We start from the raw sequence: 20,812 nt of genomic DNA on the forward strand, positions 1-20,812 counted from the left end.
ATTGCGAACAGTTGTGTACATATGAGCGCGACTTCGTGGCGGATCCTTCGGTGGCGGGCGGGAAAGGCGCCGCAAACAGTTGAATTCACGTTGATCGGGAGTGCGGACTTGCGGCCGCGGCTTGCCTAGCGTCGAGGACGCGGCCCCCACCGCCCGTAACGGGCACCGGGTGGCCGCGACGATCGACGGAGGATCCCATGAGCGTTGCGACTGCCCTCGATTCCCCGGCCGCGCCGGAGACCGACGAGGATGTCCTGCCGGTCGCCCGCACCCGGCACCCGTGGCGCTGGCTCGCCGCGGCCCTCGCGCTGGTGCTGGTGGCGCAGTTCGCGCACGGGCTGGTCACCAATCCGGGCTGGGACTGGCCGACCTTCGGCCGGTACTTCACCGCGGGGTCGGTGCTCGCGGCCCTGCGGGTCACCCTCGAGCTGACCTTCTGGGGGACCCTGTTCGGATTCCTGCTCGGCACCGTGGTCGCCGTCGCGCGACTGTCGAAAATACCTGTGCTGCAGGTGATCGCGTGGGCCTACATCTGGGCGTTCCGCTCGATACCGCTGATCGTGCAGCTGCTGTTCTGGTTCAACATCGCCTATCTGTACAAGCGGCTGTCGTTCGGAATCCCGTTCGGCCCAGCGCTGTTCAGCTTCGATGTGAACGGGGTGATCAGCGGGTTCACCGCCGCGGTCATCGGGCTGGCGCTGCACCAGGCGGCCTATGCGGCCGAGATCATCCGGGCCGGAATCATTTCGGTGGATCCGGGGCAGCTCGAGGCCGCCAAGTCGCTGGGGCTGCCGTGGCGCCGCCAGTTCTTTACTATCGTTGCGCCACAGGCGATGCGGGGCATTCTGCCCAATGCCGCCAACGAGGTGATCAGCCTGTTCAAGGGCACCTCGATCGTCTCGGTCATGGCGATCGCGGAGCTGTTCTACCAGGTCCAGGTGATATACGGCCGCAATGGCCGGGTGGTGCCGCTGCTGATGGTCGCCACGATCTGGTACATCGTGCTGACCGGCGGGCTCAGCGTCGCCCAGTACTACATCGAACGGCACTTCGCGAAGGGCGCCGCGCGCAGTCTGCCGCCGACGCCGTGGCAGCGGGTGCGCGGCACCATCGAGGAGATCACGGGGGGACGGCGATGACCGCACCGCACGCACACGACGACGGGTACGCCGTGGAATTACGCGGTGTCCGTAAGCATTTCGGGGCGCACGAGGTGCTGTGCGGCATCGATCTGACGGTGCGCCCCGGCGAGGTGACGGCGATCCTGGGTCCCTCGGGATCCGGCAAGTCGACCCTCCTGCGCACCATCAATCACCTGGAGAAGGTCGATGCGGGGACCGTGCGCGTCGGCGGCGAACTCGTCGGCTACCGCCGCAAGGGCGCCGTCCTGCACGAGCTGAGCGAACGGGAGATCCTGCGCCAGCGTGCGCGGATCGGTTTCGTGTTCCAGAACTTCAATCTGTTCCCGCACCTGACGGTCCTGGAAAACGTAGCGCTCGCACCGGTTTCCGCGCAGCGCAGGCCCCGGTCCGAGGTCGAGGCGGAGGCGGCGGCGCTGCTGGAACGGGTCGGACTTGGTGATCGGGCGGGCGACTATCCGCGCCGGCTCTCGGGCGGGCAGCAGCAGCGGGTCGCGATCGCGCGCGCCCTGGCCCTGCGCCCCAGGGTGGTGCTGTTCGATGAACCCACCTCCGCGCTGGATCCCGAACTCGTCGGCGAGGTCCTCGACGTCATCCGCGGCCTGGCCCGCGAGGGCGCCACGCTGGTGATCGTTACCCACGAGATCGGGTTCGCCCGGGAGGTGGCCGACACCGTGGTGCTGATGGACTCCGGCCGGATCGTCGAGCAGGGCTCGCCCGCCGAGGTACTGGACCGGCCCAGCCATCCGCGCACGAAGGCCTTTCTGGCGCATGTTCTCTGAATCGTTCCGCGAAGCCCGGGAGGTTGTCGTCGCATGAAATTCCTGCTGTTGACCCTCATTACCCACCAGCCGGACCCGGTCACCGGCGCCACCGAATCCTCGGCGCAGCGCCTGCGCCGAGTGGTCGAGAACGCCAGGCTGGCCGAGGAATTGGGCTACGACGGGTTCGCGGTCGGTGAGCGGCACGAGGATCCGTTCATTTCCGCCGCGCCCCCGGTGGTGCTGAGCAACATTGCGGCGGTGACCTCCCGGATCGCGCTGTTCACAGGGGTGACCACGTTGAGCCTGCTCGATCCGGTGCGGGCCTTCGAAGACTATTCGACGCTGGACAATCTGTCGGGCGGGCGCCTGGAACTCATCATCGGCAAGGGCAACGGGACCGCGCAGGCCAAGCTGTTTCACGTCACCGCGCAGGATCAGTGGGAGCGAAATCGCGAGGCGTACGAGCTGTTCCGGCGGCTCTGGGACAGCGACGAGGTGACCTGGGTCGGCCGGTTCCGGCCCTCGCTGACCGAGGCCCGGGCGCTGCCCCGGCCGCTGCAATCGCGGCTGCGTATCTGGCACGGAAGCGCCACCAGCCGCGACTCGGTGGAATTGGCGGCGCGATACGGGGATCCGCTGTTCTCGGCCAATGTCACCAATCCGATCGAGCCCTACGCCGAACTCGTCGCGCACTATCGCGAGCGGTGGGCCGCCTACGGCCACGATCCGGCGCAGGCGCTGGTCGGTGCGGGTACGGCCGGGTTCTATGTCGCGCCGCGGTCGCAGGACGCGGTCCAGGTGTACCGGCCGATCTTCGAGGCGCGGCAGTCTGTCGCGCGTAAGCATGGTCTTCCCACCGTCTTTGCATCGGTCGAGGACTTCGTCGAGCGCAGTTCCGCGCTCGTCGGCAGCCCGCACCAGGTGCTGGAAAAGGTGCAGCGGTATCACGAGCGGTTCGGGCACGAGGTGATCCACCTGAGCGCGGACGGCGATGGGTTGTCCGAGCGGCAGCATCGCGCGAGTCTCACGCTGTTTCAGTCGGCGGTTGCACCGGTGCTGCGCGAGGGGATCGTCAGCCGGCCGCTCGGAGCGCAGCGGTACCGGTCCGGGGAGCTCGTGCGATGACTGCCGCAGAATCGTTGTGCGGCTGGAGAGTTCGATGACACGCTATGTGATCCTGCGCCTGCTGCAAGCGGTCGGAGTGCTGTGGGCGGCGTTCACCGTGTCCTTCGGGGTGCTGTATCTGCTGCCCGCGGACCCGGTTCAGCTCGCGATCGGCGCAAACCCGGGGGTGGCCGTGGATCCGGCCGCGGTGGCCGAGATGCGCGCCCGGTACGGACTCGACAAGCCGGTGTGGCATCAGTATTGGACGGCGTTGGAGCATGCCGTGCGCGGCGATCTGGGGCATTCGCTCGGCACCGGGGAGTCGGTCACCGGCGCCCTGGGCCAGGCCCTACCCTCGACGCTGGCGTTGGCGGCGCTGGCGCTGGGGCTGGCCGCGGTGCTCGGCACGACGTTGGCGCTGGCCGCGGCGTATACCGAGCGCCGGTGGTTGAGCGGGCTCTTGACGGCGTTGCCGCCGATCGGGGCATCGGCGCCCACATTCTGGGTGGGATTGATACTGCTGCAGCTGTTTTCGTTTCGGCTTCGGCTGTTTCCGGCCTTCGGTGGTACCGGGTTCGGTGGCACGGTGTTGCCCGCGGTGACACTGGCAATCCCGGTCGGCGCGGTCATCGCTCAGGTGCTGTACAGCGGCCTGGCCGGGACGTGGCGGCAGCCGTTCGTCGAGGTGGCGTTCGCCAAGGGCGCCTCGCGCTGGTGGGTACAGCTGCGGCATGTACTGCGGCCCGCGCTGGCCCCGGCGCTCAGTGTTGCCGGGGTGTGGGTCGGCACGGTGCTGGCCGGATCGGTGGTGGTCGAGACCGTGTTCTCGCGGGCGGGGATCGGCAGGCTCACCCAGACCGCGGTGCTGGCCGAGGACATTCCGGTGGTGCAGGGCGTCGTCATGGTGACGGCGGTGGCCTTCGTGCTGGTCAATCTAGCCGTCGATCTGGTTCATCCGGTTCTGGATCCTCGTCTTGCCCGGGAGTTCCGGCGTCAGGGACGGGGTGCCGGGGCCGGGGTCTATCGCCCGGCGCGGAGAGGGGTTGCAGGGTGAGGAATTCGGATTTACCGGGCCGGGATCGTTTCTGCGGGAGCCTGGTTCGTTCATCGGTATGGGGTCGTTCCGGTAGTCGCCGCCGCGCGGAGCCCCATCGGCTCCAGGAGCACCGGGAGGCGCTCGCAGTCGCGTGGAAGGTCGAATTCTGCTCGGGTGCAACGGCAATGCGGCGGTGCACCGGCGGACGGGAGGGTGTGTCATGACCGACGTGGTTTCGACCGCAGGCGCCCGGGCGGAGTCGTCTCCGGACCGCCTCGGAGTCGTCAAGGCGTTGCGCGCCAACGCATCCACCGCACTGTCCGTGGTGGTGCTGCTGACGGTGCTCGGCTGGGCCCTGGCGCCGTCGATCTTCGCCGATGACGATCCGCTGCGCGGCGTCCCGGCGCAGAAGCTGCGTGGCCCCAGCGCGCGGCATTGGCTGGGTACCGACAACCTGGGGCGCGATCTCTACACCCGGGTCGTGCATGCGGCCGAATTGTCGCTGACCGCAACGGTTATTGCTGTCGCGATCGGCCTTGTCGCGGGGACGCTGGTCGGTTTGGTCGCCGGATCGGCGGGCGGCGTGGTGGATGCCGGCCTGATGCGCATCGTCGATGTGCTGCTGTCGATTCCGGAACTGCTCAGCGCGCTGGTGCTGGTCACCGCACTGGGATTCGGGACCCGCAAGGTTGCGATCGCGGTCGGTGTCGCACTGATCCCCGCCTTCGCGCGGGTGATGCGCGCCGAGGTGGCCCGGGTGCGGCGGGCGCCGTATGTGGAGGCGGCGATCGCCTCGGGGGTGCGCTGGCCCGCGGTGTTGATTCGCCACGTGTTGCGCAATGCGTATGCGCCGGTGGCCGCGCTGGCCGCGGTCGAATTCGGGGTCGCTGTGCTGGCGGTGTCGTCGCTGAGCTTCCTGGGATACGGTGCGCCGCCGCCGGCGCCGGAGTGGGGATCGCTGATCGCCGCGGGCCGTGACTATCTCGCGACCGCGTGGTGGATGACGACGCTGCCGGGCCTGGTCATCGTCGCAGTGGTGCTGGCCGCGCAGCGACTCGGCCGCGCCCTGGCCCGGGACGGTGCGCTGTGACGGTCTCTGCACTGCCGCAGTCCAGCGGCGAACCTCTGCTGCGCGTGCAGGATCTACGCGTGGAATATGGCGGCCGGGGCGGGACGACACCGGCCGTCGCGGGTGCCTCGCTGACGGTCTCGCGGGGGGAGACCGTCGCGCTGGTCGGCGAATCCGGCTCCGGGAAATCCACTCTCGCGCATGCGGTAATCGGGCTGCTCGGTGGCACGGGAACGATCACGGGCGGGCGAATCACCTTCGCGGCCGAGCGGATCGACGACGCGCCACCACACCGGCTGCGCCGGATTCGCGGCGCACGAATCGGTCTGGTGCCCCAGGATCCGGGCACCGCGTTGAATCCGGTGCTGCGCGTCGGCGATCAGGTGGCCGAGGCGCTGCGCATTCACGGCCACGCCACCCGTCGCGACGCGCGGGATCGGGCCGTGGAGATACTCGCCACGGCGGGGCTGGACCGCCCGGACCTGCGGGCCCACCAATATCCGCAGGACCTTTCGGGCGGGCAGCGGCAGCGGGTCCTGATCGGAATCGCCCTGGCCTGCGGTCCGGAACTGGTAATCGCCGACGAACCCACGAGCGCCCTGGACGTCACCGTGCAGCGCCGCATTCTGGACCATCTCGCCGCCCGCACCGCCGAATCCGGCGCCGCGGTCCTGCTGATCACCCACGATCTGGCCGTGGCCGCCGACCGTGCCGACCGCATCGTGGTCATGCGGCGCGGGGAGATCGTCGAAAGCGGAAGTACAGGGGAGGTATTCGGAAATCCGGCACACGAATACACGCGGCGGCTGCTGGATTCGGTACCGACGCTGAACGCGCCGTCGCGGCCGGCGCGAGGGATACCGCGCGAACCGTTGCTGTCGGCCGCGGGGGTGCGCCGGACCTTTCGGGTCGGTCGGGCGACCGTAGCCGCCGTGGATGATGTTGCGCTGCACATCGATCGCGGCGAGACGCTGGCGCTCGTGGGTGAATCCGGCTCGGGTAAGACCACGACGGCCCGGATGCTGGCCCGGCTGGAGCGGCCGGATGCGGGGACGATCATGCTGGACGGGCGGGAGATCGGCGCGCTGCGTGGGGATCGGCTGCGTGCGTTCCGGCGTCGTGTGCAGATCGTCTACCAGAACCCGTACGCCGCGTTGAATCCGAAACAGACGGTGGCGCAGAGTATCGCGGAGCCGCTGCGAGCCTTCGGAATCGGTGACCGCGCCGTGCGCCGGACCCGTGTGGACGAACTGCTCGAGCAGGTGGCGCTGTCACCGGAGCACCGGGATCGGCGGCCCGCGGAACTCTCGGGTGGCCAGCGGCAGCGAGTCGCCATCGCGCGCGCCCTGGCCCCGCGGCCGGACCTGGTGGTCCTCGACGAACCGGTCTCGGCACTGGATGTGTCGGTACAGGCGCAGATCCTGGAATTGCTGGAGCGGTTGCAGCGCGAACTGGGGCTGGGCTACCTGTTCATCTCTCACGATCTGGCGGTGGTGCGGCGCGTCAGTGATCGGGTGGCGGTCATGCGCGCCGGGCGCATCGTTGAAACCGCGGAAACCACAGCACTTTTCGACCGGCCCGGCCACGAGTACACCCGCGAGTTGCTGGCTGCGGTTCCGGGTGCCGCCCGGAGTGAGCCCACGGGCGCGATCGAGAGGACGGCGTGATGTGCGCGGGGTGCGTGCCGTGCCGCCGGACGACCCACTACAGCAGAGGAGTGAAAGCGATATGACCGCGACTATCACCGAATTCGAACAGCAGTGGCGGGCCTGGCATGCCGAGCGCGAGGCGTGGGCGCGAGAACCGCTGGGCTGGCTGAGTGTGACGGGGTTGTACTGGCTCGGTGAGTCCGGTGAGACCGTCGAGGGTCTGCCGGGTCGCTGGCAGGTGGATGGCGAAAATGTCGTTGTCACGGCGGAATCGGGGGACGGCCTCAGCCTGGAGGGTCGCCCGCTCGCGGGCCGCACCGTGCTTACGCCGGGTGAGGGCGCACCCGGCCTCGAGGTGCGAGCGGGCGATCGCGTGGTCGAGGTGATCCGCCGCACCGGGCAGTTCGCGCTGCGTGTACACGATCCCGACGCTCCGACACTGGCCGGATTCGCGGAAATTCCTGCCTACCATCCCGATTCGCGCTGGTCGGTGCCGGGCACATTCACGCCCTACGAGATTGCCCACATCGTCACGACGGGTGCGGTCGTGGAAGGACTGGAGCATCACCATTCCGCCTGGGGCACGATCACCTTCCGGCTGGACGGCGCCGAGCACATCGTCGTGGCCTTCGGCGATCCGGAAACCGGCCTGCGCCTGCTGTTCACCGACGCCACCAGCGGTGTGAGTACCTATCCGGGCGCGCGGTTACTGCCGATCGCCGCGCCCGATGTCGACGGCGGTGTGCTGCTGGATTTCAATCGCGCGCAGAACCTGCCGTGCGCCTTCACCGACTACGCGACGTGCCCGATCGCACCGCCGGAGAACAGGCTGAGCGTGGCCGTCGAAGCGGGAGAGCGCAATCCGCGACAGGCGGTGGCGCGATGAGCGCGGCGGGCGGTGTCCGGGTGCCGCTGTCGATCCTGGATCTCTCGCCCGTGAGCGCGGGATCGACACCGCAGCAGGCGATCCGCAACACCATCGATCTGGCTCGGCACGCGGAGTCCTGGGGGTATCGGCGGTTCTGGGTCGCCGAACACCATTTCGCCCAGGTCGCCAGCTCCGCGACGGCGACCCTGATCGGCCTGATCGCCGCGGCCACCTCCACGATCCGGGTGGGCTCGGCCGCGGTGCAGCTGGGACACCATACCTCGGCCTCGGTGGTGGAATCCTTCGGCACGATCGACGCCCTGCACCCGGGCCGCCTCGATCTGGGCCTCGGCCGGTCCGGCCACCAGGCGGACAAGATCCGGTCGGCGGGGGTGAAGCCGGTCGCCGTGCCGGAGCGGTCCACCGAGGTGCGGGAAGGGGTGGTGATCCCGCCGCCGTTCACGCCCGGGCAGGTGCTGGACACGTCCCGGCTCCTGGCCGGATTCGAGGCACTCTCGCTGCCCGGCGCCCGGCCGGTGGGCTACACCGAGCAGGTGGAGCAGATTCGCGCGCTGCTGAGTGGTGGCTATCGGTCCTCCGAAGGTGTTGCGCTGCACGCGGTTCCGGGTGAGGGAGCGGATGTGCAGCTGTGGCTGTTCGGCAGTAGCGGCGGCGAGAGCGCGAGGCTGGCCGGGCGGCTGGGCCTGCCCTTCGCGGCGAACTATCACGTCTCGCCCGGGACCATTCTGGAAACCGTTGCGGCATACCGGGAATCGTTCCAGCCATCGGTGAAGTACCCCAAACCCCATCTGGTGGTCTCTGCGGATGTGCTGGTCGCACAGGACCGTGCGAGGGCCGAACATCTGGCATCGACGTTCGGCCACTGGGTCTACAGCATTCGCAGCGGCGCCGGGGCGGCGGCCTATCAGGACCCGGACACCGCGCCGCCGCTCACACCGCATCAGCAGCGACTGGTGCAGGACCGGGTAACCACCCAATTCGTCGGCACCCCCGCCGAGGTCGCCGACCGCCTCACCGCCCTGCAGCAGCTGACCGGCGCGGATGAACTGGTCGTCACGAGCGTCACCCACGGCCACGAGGACCGGCTCGATTCGCACCGCCTACTGGCCCGAGAGTGGGGGCTGACGCACGTGCGCGCGGCGTGACCTTCGGGCAGCCGAGGTTATCCACAGGGTGCGCCGCGCCGGCTCACCCTGTGGATCGTACTGGGACATAGTCGAATTCCACATCGACGGCATCCTGTGGACCGTCCGGGTCGACGAGCCGCCGCGCACAGGTGGAGGGTTGGACCCACAGGTGGAAATGGCCCGCTCACAGGGTGGAATTGTGCATAAATGGTTTGACCCGGGTCGGGAGCCGCCGGATATTTGTCCCTGTGACCGCAGCCACTCTCGCAGTCTCGCAAGCCCCCGTACACCCGTGGTGGCAGTTCTGGCGCTCACCCGCGGATCAGCCGGGATGGGCGCGCCCGCTGTTGCTGATCGTCGCGGCGCTGGCGGCGGTGAGCTATGCATGGGGCATCGCCGCGCAGAAGCCGCACATCTTTTATGCCGCCGCGGCGCGGTCGATGGCCATGAGCTGGCACAACTTCTTCTTCGCCGCGTTCGATCCCGACGGGATCGTCAGCATCGATAAGCTGCCGGGCGCCCTGTGGATTCAGGCGATCTCGGTGCACGTGTTCGGCCCGCACCTGTGGGCTCAGGTGCTGCCGCAGGTCGTCGAGGGTGTGCTGACGATCCTGCTGCTGTACCGGGTGGTGCGCCGGATCGCCGGTCCGGCGGCGGGTGCGGTGGCCGTGGTGGTGGCGGCGTGCACGCCGGTGACGGTGTCGCTGAACCGCGGCAATATCCCCGATACGCTGCTCATTCTGCTGCTGTTGCTGGCCGTGGACCGCACGCTCGCCGCGATCGGGGCCGGCCGTGGCCGGAACCTGTGGCTCGCGGGGCTTTTCATCGGGCTGGCCTTTCAGGCAAAGATGGTGCAGGCGTGGATCATCGTCCCGCTACTGGCGTTGGCGTACCTGATCACCGCCGGTGTCCGGCTGCGCCGCCGGCTCGCCGACATCGCGGTCTTCGGGGTAGTCGCACTGGTGGTCTCGCTGAGCTGGATGACCGTGGTGAGCCTGGTTCCGGCGGGCCGTCGCCCGTATGTGGATGGCAGCAACCATAATTCGCTGTTCGAACAGGTCTTCCGCTACAACGCGCTGGCCCGTACCGACAGCACGTTCACGGTCGGGGCGGCCAACTTCGAGCTCGCCGGGCAGCAGAACTATCGCAGCAAACTGGTTCTCGGCCCGGGCAATCGGCTCGATCACGTCTTCACCGGCGGCGGCGGCCGGTCGGCGGGCTGGCTTGTTCCACTGGCCGTGATCGCGCTGGTGGCGCTGGTGCTCCTGGCCCGGCGGCGCGCCCGTTCCCCGATCGCCACCGCCTCCCTGGTGATCTGGGGTGGTTGGCTGCTGGTCCATCTGGCGATCTTCCTGGCCATCGGCACGGTCAACCCGTACTACCTGGCGGTGCTGACTCCCGCAGTGGCGACGCTGATCGGCTGGGGGACAGTTGAATTCGCGCAACCAAACTCGGTGCGGGTCCGATGGTACGGGCTGGCGGCAGTGATCGCGACGGTGCTGTACGGCGGGTTCCTGCTCGGGCCCGCACCGGGCGTGGTGCGCTGGGTGACCGTCGTGGTGGCCCTGGCGCTGTGCGGCGTGGCAGTCGTCGTCGGAGGGCGGCGGTCGGTGCCTGCACTACTGGTCGCCGCGCTTGCGGCGCCCGCGGTCGCGGCGGCGTCGCTGGTCGTGGACGGCTACGGGGCACTCGACATGCCGTTCGAATCCGCCGCGACCAAACGGGTGACCCAGACCTCCATCGCCGAGGCCCTGGCGGAAGGCCCCAAGCTGGTTGCGACTGCGCGCGAGCTTTTCCCGAACGCGCACTACCCGGCGATCGCCAACACCGGAATTCTGGCTTCGCCCTTCATCATCACCACCGGCGCCGAGGTGCCTGCCTTCGGCGGATTCACCGGATCGGCCCCGGCGATGAGCACCACGGAGATTGCACGGCTGGTGGCGCGCGGCCAGATCGGGTTCGCCCTGCTCACAGCCTCCGACGACGAACGGGTGCAATGGATTCAGCGACACTGCGCGAAACTGCCGTCCAGCGCCGACGATTCGGTCCTGGTGTACGCGTGCGCCCGCCCAGCCCGCCCGCTGCACTGACGTCGAGACGACGCTGCCCGCGCCGGATCGGCGCGGGCAGCGAAATATGTTCCGGGACAGCCTAACCGGCGCTGGGTGCCCACTCCTCGAGATAGGCGCGGTAGGTGCCGAATGGCAGCGCCGCGTCGTACACCAGATCTCCGGAGGGGGAGAACTCCGAGATGTGCGGCGCCATCCCCCAGCCGACGAGGGTGTTGCCGTTGGCCAGCCCCTGGGCGTTGCCCATCGCCGGGGCGACCAGGCCGTTCGGGTGAGTCTGGTTGCGCACCAATGTCGCCCGGTGATTCGCGGTATCCAGGTGGATCCACTGCACGCTGGACACGCCCAGGGTCTGCTGTCCGCTGGAGTTGTCGTTGAAGAGCCGGATCGTGTTCGGACCGGCGAATTCGGCGTCGTGCTGGAAGGCGAATTCGACGCCGGGGCCCAGCGCGAAGGTGGAGCGCTTGCCGCCGAGCTGCCAGTTGATCGCGCCGGTGTGGATGTTCACGTCGTAGACCGTGGAAGTGTCGCGCATCGAAATCAGCAGATTCCCCGCGGGATCCAGCGCGATCGAATTCATATGGTACGGATCGTAGGTCCCGCTTCCCGGCGCCGAGGTGGCCGCGGTGGAGTCCGTCAGCGGTACGTGCTGGGCCGCACTCCATTGGAACAGTACCTTTTTGGTGGCCACGTCGACAACCGAGGCGACGGTGTCGAACATCTTCCCGTGCTTCGGGCCGCCGATCGGGGTCAGGTCGGCGTCGACCTCCCGGTAGGAGGTGATCAGCGCGCGGCCGTCCGGAGTGAGCCGGAATTCGTGGACGTCGGAGGTCAATCCGTCGCCGGCGGTCAGGGTGGTGATGACGTGGCCGTGCTGATCGGCGATGTAGTCGGTGCCCGAGCCGTGCCCGCCGACCGTGCCGCCCTGCCACCAGGTCAGCACCGGCTTGCCCTGATAGGTCTGGGTACGGAAGTTCGAGACGTCCTGGCCCTTGGGCGGCGTGTATCGCCAGACCTCGTGCCCGGCCTTGTCCATGACCACATTGGCCGGTTGGCCCTGCGGCAGATTCGACAGCACCTGACCGGCGCCCGGCACCAACGCGGCCGCGCTCACACCGCTCGTGTAATAGATATAGCCCGGTGTGGAGCCCGGCTTGTTCACATCGACCGTGTATGTCAGCGCGCCGACCGGCAGGCTGGGGACCGGGGCGGCGGACGCGGCCAATGGTGCGATGGCGGTTGCCCCCAGGGCGATCGACGTCGCGGCCAGGACCGCGGCGGCGCGGCGGAGGCCACGCGAATTCCGTGTCATGACATTCCTAGCAATGCTAACGAGTGGATGCGGGGCAGCGTACTCCGGCTCTCTGTGTGCAGTCTGGCAGCCACTGGCGGGCCGGAGCCGGTGATCCGGTCGGAACGGCGTGTCCCCGGCGTCATTCGAGCGCTCGTCGCGCGTAGGCCCGGACATCGGCATCGGCATCGTCCAGGGCTGCGCGCAGCGCCGCGCGTGCGGGCTCGTGGCCGGGCCACCCGGCGAGGGTGAGCACCGCGGCCTTGCGGACATCCGGGTGCGGATCGTCCAGGGCCGGTCGGAGGGCCGGGACACCCAGCTCCGGTCCCGGGCCGAGCCAGCCGCGGGCCGCGCCCACGCGCACCTGCCACGCCGAATCGCCCGCGGCCGTGGTGAGGGCCGCGCCGTCGCCGGCCGCGCCGAGGACCGCGAACGCGGCGAGTGCGGCGGCGCGGACCAGAGGGTCGGGGTCGTCGGCCAGGGTACGGATAGTGTCTGCCCCGCCCTGTCCGATCGTCGCCAAGCCCTGCGCCGCCACGATCCGGACCTCGCGGTTCTCGTCGTGCCCGGCCGCCTCCAGCGCGGCCCAGTCGTCGAGCGAGACCAGCGCCCGCACCCCCTCGATCCGCACCCGGTGGTCGGCATCGGCGACGGCCCGGCCGAACAGGTCCGCCGTGCCGGATCGGAGGACGCGCAGCAGGTCCACCACGCCGGCCCGCACGAGCGGATCCGGCGATGCGGTGTGATCGGTCAGATCGGTTGCCGCGGGCAGGATCTCGACGAGTTCCCGCAGTCCGGCCAGCGCGGCGGCACGCACGCTCGCATCGGAGTCGGCCAGCGCGCCGCTCAGCGGTCGGGCGAAGCCGTCCGGTGTCTCCTCGGTCAGCACCGCGACCGCGGTGGCCCGCACATGCGGGTCGCCGTCGTCGAGATAGGGCTGGAGGTCGGCGAGCGCGGGCGCGTCCAGGTTCAGCAGCGGGGCGATTCGGGCGGCCGATGAGGACGGCCGGACCGATGTCGTTGCGGCGCACGAGTTTACCGCCGCCGGATCAGGGGGAGCGATGCGCGGTGGACCGGTGATCAGTTCCGGCTGCGGCACCGGCACCGGCGTGAGTTCGGCCGCCGGAATCTCGGCCAGATCGGGCACGGGCACGAAATACGGCGCCACGGGCCGCTTCAGGAACTCCATGTCCCCGTCGGCACCCTTGCGCAGGTTCAGGTGGTAGCGCCATCCGGTGTCGTCCCGCTCCGGGAGGTCCGCCCTTTCGTGGTAGAGGCCCCAGCGGGATTCGGTGCGGGTCAGCGAGGATCGGGCGGCCATCTCGGCGCAGTCGCGGATGAAACTCACCTCCGCGCAGCGCATCAGCTCGTGCGGGGTCGCGCCGCCCATCTGTTCGATATCGGTGCGCATCCGTTCGAAGGTCTCGACCGCCAGCGACAGCTTCGTCGCGGTCTTGGGCGGCGCCACATAGTCATTGACGAAACGGCGCAACTTGTATTCCACCTGCGGCTGCGGCGGGCCGTCCGGATTGCGCAGCGGGCGATAGACCAGTTCGTGCGCCGCGGCGAGCTGATCCTGCGGAAGATCCTGCGGCGCAGGGATATCGGAGCGCCTCGCGGCCGCGTCGGCCCCCGCCAGATCGCCGTAGACGAAGGCTCCGATCATGTAGTTGTGCGGGACGCACGCCAGATCCCCAGCCGCATAGAGCCCGGGAACCGTGGTGCGGGCATGTTCGTCCACCCACACTCCCGAGGCCGAATGCCCACTGCACAAACCGATTTCGGAGATGTGCATCTCGATGTCGTGGGTGCGGTAGTCGTGTCCGCGGTTGGCGTGAAAGGTGCCACGGGTCGGGCGCTCGGTGGTATGCAGAATGCCCTCGAGTGCAGTCAGCGTCTCGTGCGGCAGATGGGACACCTTCAGATAGATGGGACCGCGGGCCGATTCGATCTCCCGCTTCACCTCGGTCATCATCCGGCCCGACCAGTAGTCCGAGTCCACAAAGCGCTCGCCGTGGGCGTTGACCTGATAGCCGCCGAACGGATTCGCGACATAGGCGCAGGCCGGGCCGTTGTAATCCTTGATCAGCGGATTGATCTGGAAGCATTCGATGCCCGAGAGCTCCGCGCCGGCGTGATAGGCCATCGCATAGCCGTCCCCGGCATTGGTCGGATTCTCGTAGGTACCGTACAGATATCCCGAGGCGGGTAGCCCCAGGCGCCCGCACGGCCCCGTCGCCAGGATCACGGCCTTGGCGCCGACGGCCACGAATTCGCCGGTGCGGGTGTGCAATGCGGCCGCGCCGACCGCACGCCCGCCGGAGGTGAGCACCCGTACGGGCATCAGCCGGTTCTCGATCCGGATCCGCTCGCGCATCGTGCGTTGCCGCAGCACGCGATACAGCGCCTTCTTCACGTCCTTGCCCTCGGGCATCGGCAGCACATAGGACCCGGAGCGGTGCACCCGCCGCACCGCGTACTCGCCGTATTCGTCCTTCTCGAACTTCACTCCGTACCGCTCGAGTCGCTGCACCATCGCGAAGCCACGCGTCGCGGTCTGATAGATGGTGCGCTGGTTGACGATGCCGTCGTTGGCCCGGGTGATCTCGGCGACGTAGTCCTCCGGCTCGGCCTTACCGGGCACGACCGCGTTGTTGATCCCGTCCATGCCCATCGCCAGTGCGCCCGAGTGCCGCACGTGCGCCTTTTCCAGCAGCAGCACATTCGCGCCCTGTTCGGCCGCGGTGAGGGCGGCCATGGTCCCCGCGGTGCCGCCGCCGATGACCAGCACGTCGCAGTCGAGCCGGAGGGTGTCGGCGAGGTCGGGAATATTCATCAGCACACTCCAGAGTGGATCAGGCGACTCGATCTTCCGAATAGCCAAGGGCAGTAAGGATTTCCGCGCGAAGTGCGGACCGGTCCACTCCGCTCCCGCGCGGCCGCGGCACCTCCAGCAGCGCGCGCAACCCGCCGCCGCGCAGCACCGCGACCCGGTCGCCGAGCAGCAGCGCCTCGTCCACATCGTGGGTCACGAAGACCACGGTGGCCGGGTGGGCATGCCACGTCGCGATCAGCAGCCGCTGCATGGCGGCCCGGGTCGGCGCGTCCAGCGCGCCGAACGGCTCGTCCATCAGCACCGCCCGGGGTGCGCCGGCCAGGCCGCGGGCCAGCTGCACGCGCTGCCGCATGCCGCCGGAGAGGTTCTTGGGCAGGTAGTCGCCGAAGCCGGTGAGTTCCACCTCCGCGATCCAGCGCTCCGCACGCTCGCGCCGCCCGGCGCGCGGTTCCCCGCGCAGCTTCAGCGCCAGTTCGATATTGGAACGCACGGTGCGCCAAGGCAACAGCGCGTTGTCCTGGAAGACCATCGCCCGGTCGCGGGAGGGGCCGGTGACCTCGAGGCCGTCCGCGAGCAACCGCCCGGACCCCGGGCGCAGCAGTCCGGCCAGCGCGCGCAGCACCGTCGATTTGCCGCATCCGGACGGCCCGGTCAGCACCAGGATCTCGCCGGGGCGGATATCGAGGCTCAGTTCGGTCAGCACCGGCGCACCGGCATAACGCAATTCGACCCGTTCGAGCGCGAGAGTCATTGGCGAGGAGGTCATTTCGCCGACCCTGCCGCCCGGGGCAGCCAGCGCGTGATGCGGCGGCCCAGCACCTCGACCGCGGCCGAGGTGCCGAAGCCCAGCAGTCCGATGGTGATGATGCCGACGAACACGCCCGGATAGTCCACGATCGTGTAGGCCTGCCAGGTGCGGTATCCGACTCCCAAACGCCCGGAGATCATTTCGGCCGACACCACGCAGATCCACGCCACGCCGATCCCGACCGACAGCCCGCCGAAGACCCCGGGCAGGCTGCCGGGCAACACGACCCGCAGCAGCACGTCCCGGCGCTTGCCGCCCTGGGTGAGCACCGAATCCTCCCAGATGGTCGGCAGGGCCCGGACCGCGTGCCTGGTGCTGACCATGATCGGGAAGTACGCGGCCAGAAAGGTGATGAAGACGATGCCGGCCTCGTCGGTGGGGAACATCAGGATCGCCACCGGCACGATCGCGATCGCCGGGATCGGCCGGGCGAGCTCGGTCAGCGGACCCAGGATATCGACGGCCAGGCGCGAACGCCCCAGTGCGACACCGGAAGCCACGCCCGTGACGGCGGCCAGCGCGAAGCCGGTGACGATCCGGATCAACGATTGACCGAGGTCCAGCCAGTAGGTGCCGGTTGCGAGCTGGTGCTCGAACGCACGCAGAATGCTGGTCACCGTCGGCAGGGTGTCGAACCGTACCCAGAGCCGCACGTGTTCGGCGGTCAGCAACTGCCATACCGCGATTGCGGTGGCAACCGCGAGGATCCGGGTCATTCTCGACCGCCATCTGCCGGTGCTACCCCTGACCGATGCTGTTGGGGCCAAAGGTAACTCGCCGATCGACGGTACCGGTTGAACCGTCGTGATACTCATGACCTCACCTCGGTGCTCCGGCCGTTAGGCACTCCACCCTCGAGCCGTCCTGCCTGCGCCTTCACGACGCGACCTCATCGATCGCCTGGTCGTAGGACACCGGAACGGCCGCTGGATGACCGAGCCGGTACCGCTGCACCGCGGCCTGCGTGGTGAACGGCAGGTACGCGCTCCCGTCGTGCACCCACAGCGCCTTGTCGGCGAACCAGCGGGTGCCGAGTTCGGCGTCCGGAACGTATGCCGCACGCACCTTCTTTCCCTGTGCCCGAGCGAGTTTCACCGCCCGCAGCAGGCTGGTGGGATCCGCGCACGGCTGGGTGGCGTCCTGGCCGTCGAGCCAGATCTCCCCGGCCAGCGCCGGATCCGAAGCGGGACGTCCGGCAACGGGGTCGGCACCGATGATCGGGTCGGGGTTGGCGAAGTTCGCGACGGCCGCGTCGTAGTTCAGGCCGCGTTCGGTATACGCCTTGCGCAGCGGCGCATCCTGGACGAAGCCATCGATATTCAGGTCGGCGAAGTTCCCGATCGATGTCAGGTACGGCACATCGCCCTTGAAGGCCTGGATCAGCTGCGGCTTCAACGGGGTGTCGAACGAGGTACCGCCCGGGCCGTTGTAGAGGTAGACCACCTCCTGCGGCAGGCCCGAGCCGTCGGCCACCAGCTTCGCGGCCTGCACCGGATGCTGGTGCAGGAAATCGGTCGCGTCCAGTTGGGCCTGCAGGAAGGCGTCCAGCACCTCGGGATGCTGATGTGCGTAGTCGCGCCGGGCTACGACACCGTGAAAGGTCGGCACGTTCAGTTCCGCGCCGTCGTAGAGCAGCCTCGCCTTGTTCTGGAACACCAGCAATCCGGGCCAGGCCACGAATTGCGACAGCGCCTGCACCTGACCGGATTCCAGCGCCGACGCCCCGATCTGAGGCTGCTGGTTGAGCACCTCGACGCCGGACTTGGGATCGATGCCGGTGCGGGTCAACGCCTGCCGGAGCAAACCGTCGCTGGCCGAACCGACGCTGGAGGAAACCTTCCTTCCCGACAGCTCGGCAACCGATTGAACCGGCGAATTCTGGCTCACCACAATCATGTTCAGCGATCCGCGCGGCTGGTATCCGGTGACAGATACCAGCTCGGTGGCCGCACGCGCATCGGCCTGGGTGCGAGAGCCGTTGATCAGCAGGGGATAATCGCCCATCGAGCCGATATCGAGCTTCTCCGCGACCATTTGCGCGGTGATCGGGGCGCCGGTGTCGTAATCCTGCCACTCCACTCGATATTTCGGGCCGCCGTGCGCGGTGAGCGCGGCGAGGCGCTGCTCCAGAAAGCCTTTCGCCCGCAGCAGGGTGCCCGCGGTCACGGTATTGATGGTCTTGGACTGATAGCCGATGACGACGCGGACGGTACTTCCGGATCCGGTGCTCTGCAGGGAGCACCCGGCGGCCGTGAGCGCCGTGATAGCGACGGCCGCGATCATTCGGGCCGGGCGGTACTTCATATTTCCTCGAATCAGCGCAGCAGGTATGGCATGTTCACGGTGACGGCGCCGGTCGGACAGCGCGCGGCGCACGGGCCGCAGTACCAGCACTCGTCGACGTGCATGTATGCCTTGCCGTTGTCGGGGTTGATCGCCAGCGAATCGAGCGGGCAGATCTCCACGCACAGCGTGCATCCCTGAATGCAGAGGGATTCATCGATCGTCACCGGGACATCGGCACGCTGGTTCACCAGGGTCATCGGGTCAGCCTCCAGTCGATGGGGTCGGTCGGGCGAACGAGGCTGCCGCGCATGGTGATTCGGTCGCCGCGCAGCCGGATGTACTCGAGGTCCACGGGGCGCCCGTCCTCCATTCGCGTCAGTCGTTCGAGCAGCAGCAGCGCGCCGCCCTCGGGCATCTGCAGGGTCGCGGCCGAGTGGGGATCGGCGGTGATGGCCTCGAGCGCCAGGTCGGCCGAGCCCAGCGGGCCGCCGCCGATCTCCTCGATGAGGGCGAAGATGTCGTTCGATTCCAGGTCGCGCTCGATCACCGCATCGCCGATATCAGGCGCCAGGTAGGTCAGGTCCAGGCTCACCGGTAGCCCGTCCAGATGCCGCAGCCGCTCGATGTAGACCGCGGGCTCGCCGGGCCCCAGTCGCAGCCGCCGCGCCACCGCGGGCGGCGGCGTCACGCGCAGCGCGGCCCGCACCTCGTTGTACACCTCGCCGTGGCCGCGCAGCGTCTCCTTCAGCCCGCGCAGCGAATCCAGCCCGTGATCGTATTTGCGCTGGGCGACGTGGGTTCCGACCTTCGGGGCGCGCTCGATCAGTCCCTCGTCCCGCAGCAGCGCCAGCGCGTCGCGGACGGTGTTGCGGGACACCGTGAATTCGGTGGCCAGCGCCGCCTCGGCGGGCAGCGCACTGTCGAAGGTTCCGGCATGGATTTGCTGGCGCAGCACGTCGGCCACCTGCCGGGCGCGATCGGCGCGGCGGATGGGGGTGGGTTGGGGCGTCACCTCGTTCTCCTTCCGCCGGTGACCTGCGGATTGCGACTGTAGCCGCGGGCTGCGAGGCGACCCGGCGCTCGCGGCGGCAGCGGTGTGACGCGATCGGTGTATCCGCCTCCCGCACACGGCGGGGCCAGGAGGTGAGGCCAGGTGTGGACGGCCATTGCGCCACCCCGGCGGCGCGTGCGGGCGTTGGAATCACGATGAGCGGAATGCATGCAGACCGACTGGTCTGGCGTCCGCGAGACATGGGATGTTACCGTGGGCAACATGTCCTCCAGCCGACCGAATGCCGCACAGGTCACGTACATGACCATCGCGCTCGGCGTCCGGCTGCCGCGGCAGCGGGAGCTGTGTTGCTCCCGTTCGCGCAGCTGAGAACCGCTCCACGTCGCGCTGGCCGACCGTTCGGGCCCTTCCGGCTGCCTTGTTGATCCTCGATAAGAGTTCTCCCGCGATCCGGGACCGCAACAAGGATTCCGCACCATGACGAGCCCCACCCTCGAGCGTCCGTCCTCCACCTCCACACCGAACACCCGAATTGCCGCGCGGCCCGCGGTGCCGCCGGAGCTCCGCATCGCGGACAACCCGGCCGCCGCAGTGCTACGTTCCGCGACCCGCGGCCCGATCTTCCGCGACTCTGCCGCGCATACAACGGGTTTAAGCATCGCCACCGTCAATCGTCAAGTGTCCGCGCTACTTTCGGCCGGACTCCTGCGAGAACGGGCTGACCGCACCGCATCCGGTGCCGTGGGCCGCCCGCGCATACCGTTCGAGGTCGATACCGATACCTTCGCCACGGTCGGCGTGCACATCGGTGCGACGGTGACCCGGATCATCGCCGCCGACCTGTCCGGGCGCATCCTCGGCGGTCTGGAGATCGCCACGCCGCAGGCCGGCCAGGACGCCGCGCTGACCATCATCGCCCGCAGCGCCAAGGCGTTCCTGGACCGGCTGCCGCGCCGGCGTCCGCTGTGGACGGGGGTCGCGCTGGCGGGACGGGTCGATGCCGCCGCCGGCGTGGTCGATCATCCCCGCCTGGGCTGGCGGGCCGCGCCCGTCGCCGCGATCTTCGGCGCGGTGCTAGATCTGCCGGTCTCGGTATCGGCGCACGTGGAAGCGATGGCCGCCGCGGAATTGCTGCTCGGGTCGGCCGACGAGCAGCGACCCGGCAGCAGCCTGTACGTCTACGTGCGGGAGACCGCGGGCATCGCGGTCACCATGCACGATCGCGTGCACACCCCGGCCAGCGGCCCGGGGTCGATCGCCCATCTGCCCACCGGTTCCGAGGTGAACTGCGCCTGCGGCCGGCGCGGTTGCCTCGAGGCGACCGTCGGGGAGGCGGCGCTGCTCGCCCGGGCTGTGGCGGCCGGGATCGTGCCCAAGCGGGAAGCCCCGCGCCGGCCCGCGATCGCGGACCTCTACCGGGCCGCGGCGGGTGGATCCGGGCCCGCGCGCGAGTTGCTAGACGAGCGCGCGGAAATCCTCGGCCGCACTGCGGCATTGGTCCGGGACATGTTCAACCCGGATCGAGTCGTGCTGGGCGGGCAGGCATTCACCGGCTACCGGCCCGGAATCGACCGGGTGGCACAGGCGTTCGCGAAGAACACCGCACTGCCCTCCGCCGATCTGCGCATCAGCCGCTTCGGCGGTCGCGTCCAGGAGCATGCCGCGGCGGTCACCTCGCTGAGCGTCTTCTACGCCGACCCGCTCTCGGCCATGCGACGCGCCACGCGCTGAGA

17 protein-coding genes are annotated in these 20,812 nt (G+C 69.0%); 10 read left to right on the forward strand and 7 right to left on the reverse strand.

What is annotated here, in order from left to right:
- Positions 1-197: 197 nt before the first annotated feature.
- From KO481_RS02290 to KO481_RS02330, 9 genes are all read left to right on the forward strand, one after another.
- Positions 198-1,139: an amino acid ABC transporter permease gene (locus tag KO481_RS02290; RefSeq protein ID WP_215915228.1), complete on the forward strand. Its 942-nt coding sequence runs from the start codon at positions 198-200 to the stop codon at positions 1,137-1,139.
- Positions 1,136-1,921, forward strand: coding sequence for an amino acid ABC transporter ATP-binding protein (locus KO481_RS02295; protein ID WP_215915229.1), 786 nt, complete (start codon positions 1,136-1,138; stop codon positions 1,919-1,921). The genes KO481_RS02290 and KO481_RS02295 overlap by 4 nt, the downstream gene beginning before the upstream one ends.
- 33 nt (positions 1,922-1,954) lie before the next feature.
- Positions 1,955-3,028: an LLM class flavin-dependent oxidoreductase gene (locus KO481_RS02300; protein WP_215915230.1), complete on the forward strand. Its 1,074-nt coding sequence runs from the start codon at positions 1,955-1,957 to the stop codon at positions 3,026-3,028.
- 34 nt (positions 3,029-3,062) lie between these two features.
- On the forward strand, positions 3,063-4,061 hold the full coding sequence (locus tag KO481_RS02305) for an ABC transporter permease (protein WP_215915231.1): 999 nt from the start codon (positions 3,063-3,065) through the stop codon (positions 4,059-4,061).
- Between the two features lie 202 nt (positions 4,062-4,263).
- A complete protein-coding gene (locus KO481_RS02310) occupies positions 4,264-5,133 on the forward strand; it encodes an ABC transporter permease (protein ID WP_215915232.1) in 870 nt (289 codons plus the stop codon).
- Positions 5,130-6,779 (forward strand): dipeptide ABC transporter ATP-binding protein, encoded by a 1,650-nt coding sequence (locus KO481_RS02315; RefSeq protein ID WP_215915233.1) that lies wholly within the window; start codon positions 5,130-5,132, stop codon positions 6,777-6,779. Before KO481_RS02310 ends, KO481_RS02315 begins: the two co-directional genes overlap by 4 nt.
- A gap of 61 nt (positions 6,780-6,840) precedes the next feature.
- Positions 6,841-7,647 carry a DUF1684 domain-containing protein gene (locus KO481_RS02320; protein WP_215915234.1) on the forward strand — a complete coding sequence of 269 codons (807 nt, stop codon included), beginning with the start codon at positions 6,841-6,843 and terminating at the stop codon, positions 7,645-7,647.
- Entirely contained in the window at positions 7,644-8,795 is a 1,152-nt protein-coding gene (locus KO481_RS02325) for an LLM class flavin-dependent oxidoreductase (protein ID WP_215915235.1), read from the forward strand. The genes KO481_RS02320 and KO481_RS02325 overlap by 4 nt, the downstream gene beginning before the upstream one ends.
- 230 nt (positions 8,796-9,025) lie before the next feature.
- Positions 9,026-10,867, forward strand: coding sequence for an ArnT family glycosyltransferase (locus KO481_RS02330; RefSeq protein WP_215915236.1), 1,842 nt, complete (start codon positions 9,026-9,028; stop codon positions 10,865-10,867).
- Positions 10,868-10,928: 61 nt separating this feature from the next.
- Here the strand turns inward: KO481_RS02330 and KO481_RS02335 are convergent, their stop codons facing one another.
- From KO481_RS02335 to KO481_RS02365, 7 genes are all read right to left on the reverse strand, one after another.
- Positions 10,929-12,158 carry an arylsulfotransferase family protein gene (locus KO481_RS02335; RefSeq protein WP_215915237.1) on the reverse strand — a complete coding sequence of 410 codons (1,230 nt, stop codon included), beginning with the start codon at positions 12,156-12,158 and terminating at the stop codon, positions 10,929-10,931.
- Between the two features lie 121 nt (positions 12,159-12,279).
- Entirely contained in the window at positions 12,280-14,973 is a 2,694-nt protein-coding gene (locus tag KO481_RS02340) for a fumarate reductase/succinate dehydrogenase flavoprotein subunit (protein ID WP_215915238.1), read from the reverse strand.
- Positions 14,974-14,992: 19 nt separating this feature from the next.
- Positions 14,993-15,739, reverse strand: a complete 747-nt coding sequence (locus tag KO481_RS02345; protein ID WP_215915239.1) for an ABC transporter ATP-binding protein — start codon at positions 15,737-15,739, stop codon at positions 14,993-14,995.
- Positions 15,736-16,596 carry an ABC transporter permease gene (locus KO481_RS02350; RefSeq protein WP_215915240.1) on the reverse strand — a complete coding sequence of 287 codons (861 nt, stop codon included), beginning with the start codon at positions 16,594-16,596 and terminating at the stop codon, positions 15,736-15,738. The genes KO481_RS02345 and KO481_RS02350 overlap by 4 nt, the downstream gene beginning before the upstream one ends.
- 61 nt (positions 16,597-16,657) lie before the next feature.
- Positions 16,658-18,085 carry an ABC transporter substrate-binding protein gene (locus KO481_RS02355; RefSeq protein WP_215915241.1) on the reverse strand — a complete coding sequence of 476 codons (1,428 nt, stop codon included), beginning with the start codon at positions 18,083-18,085 and terminating at the stop codon, positions 16,658-16,660.
- Positions 18,086-18,096: 11 nt separating this feature from the next.
- On the reverse strand, positions 18,097-18,324 hold the full coding sequence (locus KO481_RS02360; RefSeq protein ID WP_215915242.1) for a 4Fe-4S dicluster domain-containing protein: 228 nt from the start codon (positions 18,322-18,324) through the stop codon (positions 18,097-18,099).
- The gene (locus KO481_RS02365; RefSeq protein WP_215915243.1) at positions 18,321-19,079 is read right to left on the reverse strand and encodes a GntR family transcriptional regulator; all 759 of its coding nucleotides are present in this window, start codon (positions 19,077-19,079) and stop codon (positions 18,321-18,323) included. The genes KO481_RS02360 and KO481_RS02365 overlap by 4 nt, the downstream gene beginning before the upstream one ends.
- A gap of 477 nt (positions 19,080-19,556) precedes the next feature.
- Here KO481_RS02365 and KO481_RS02370 point away from each other — a divergent pair, with 477 nt between their 5' ends.
- A complete protein-coding gene (locus KO481_RS02370) occupies positions 19,557-20,810 on the forward strand; it encodes an ROK family protein (RefSeq protein WP_215915244.1) in 1,254 nt (417 codons plus the stop codon).
- Positions 20,811-20,812 lie beyond the last annotated feature (2 nt).

Source organism: Nocardia albiluteola, from assembly GCF_018860155.1.
Classification (GTDB): domain Bacteria; phylum Actinomycetota; class Actinomycetes; order Mycobacteriales; family Mycobacteriaceae; genus Nocardia; species Nocardia albiluteola.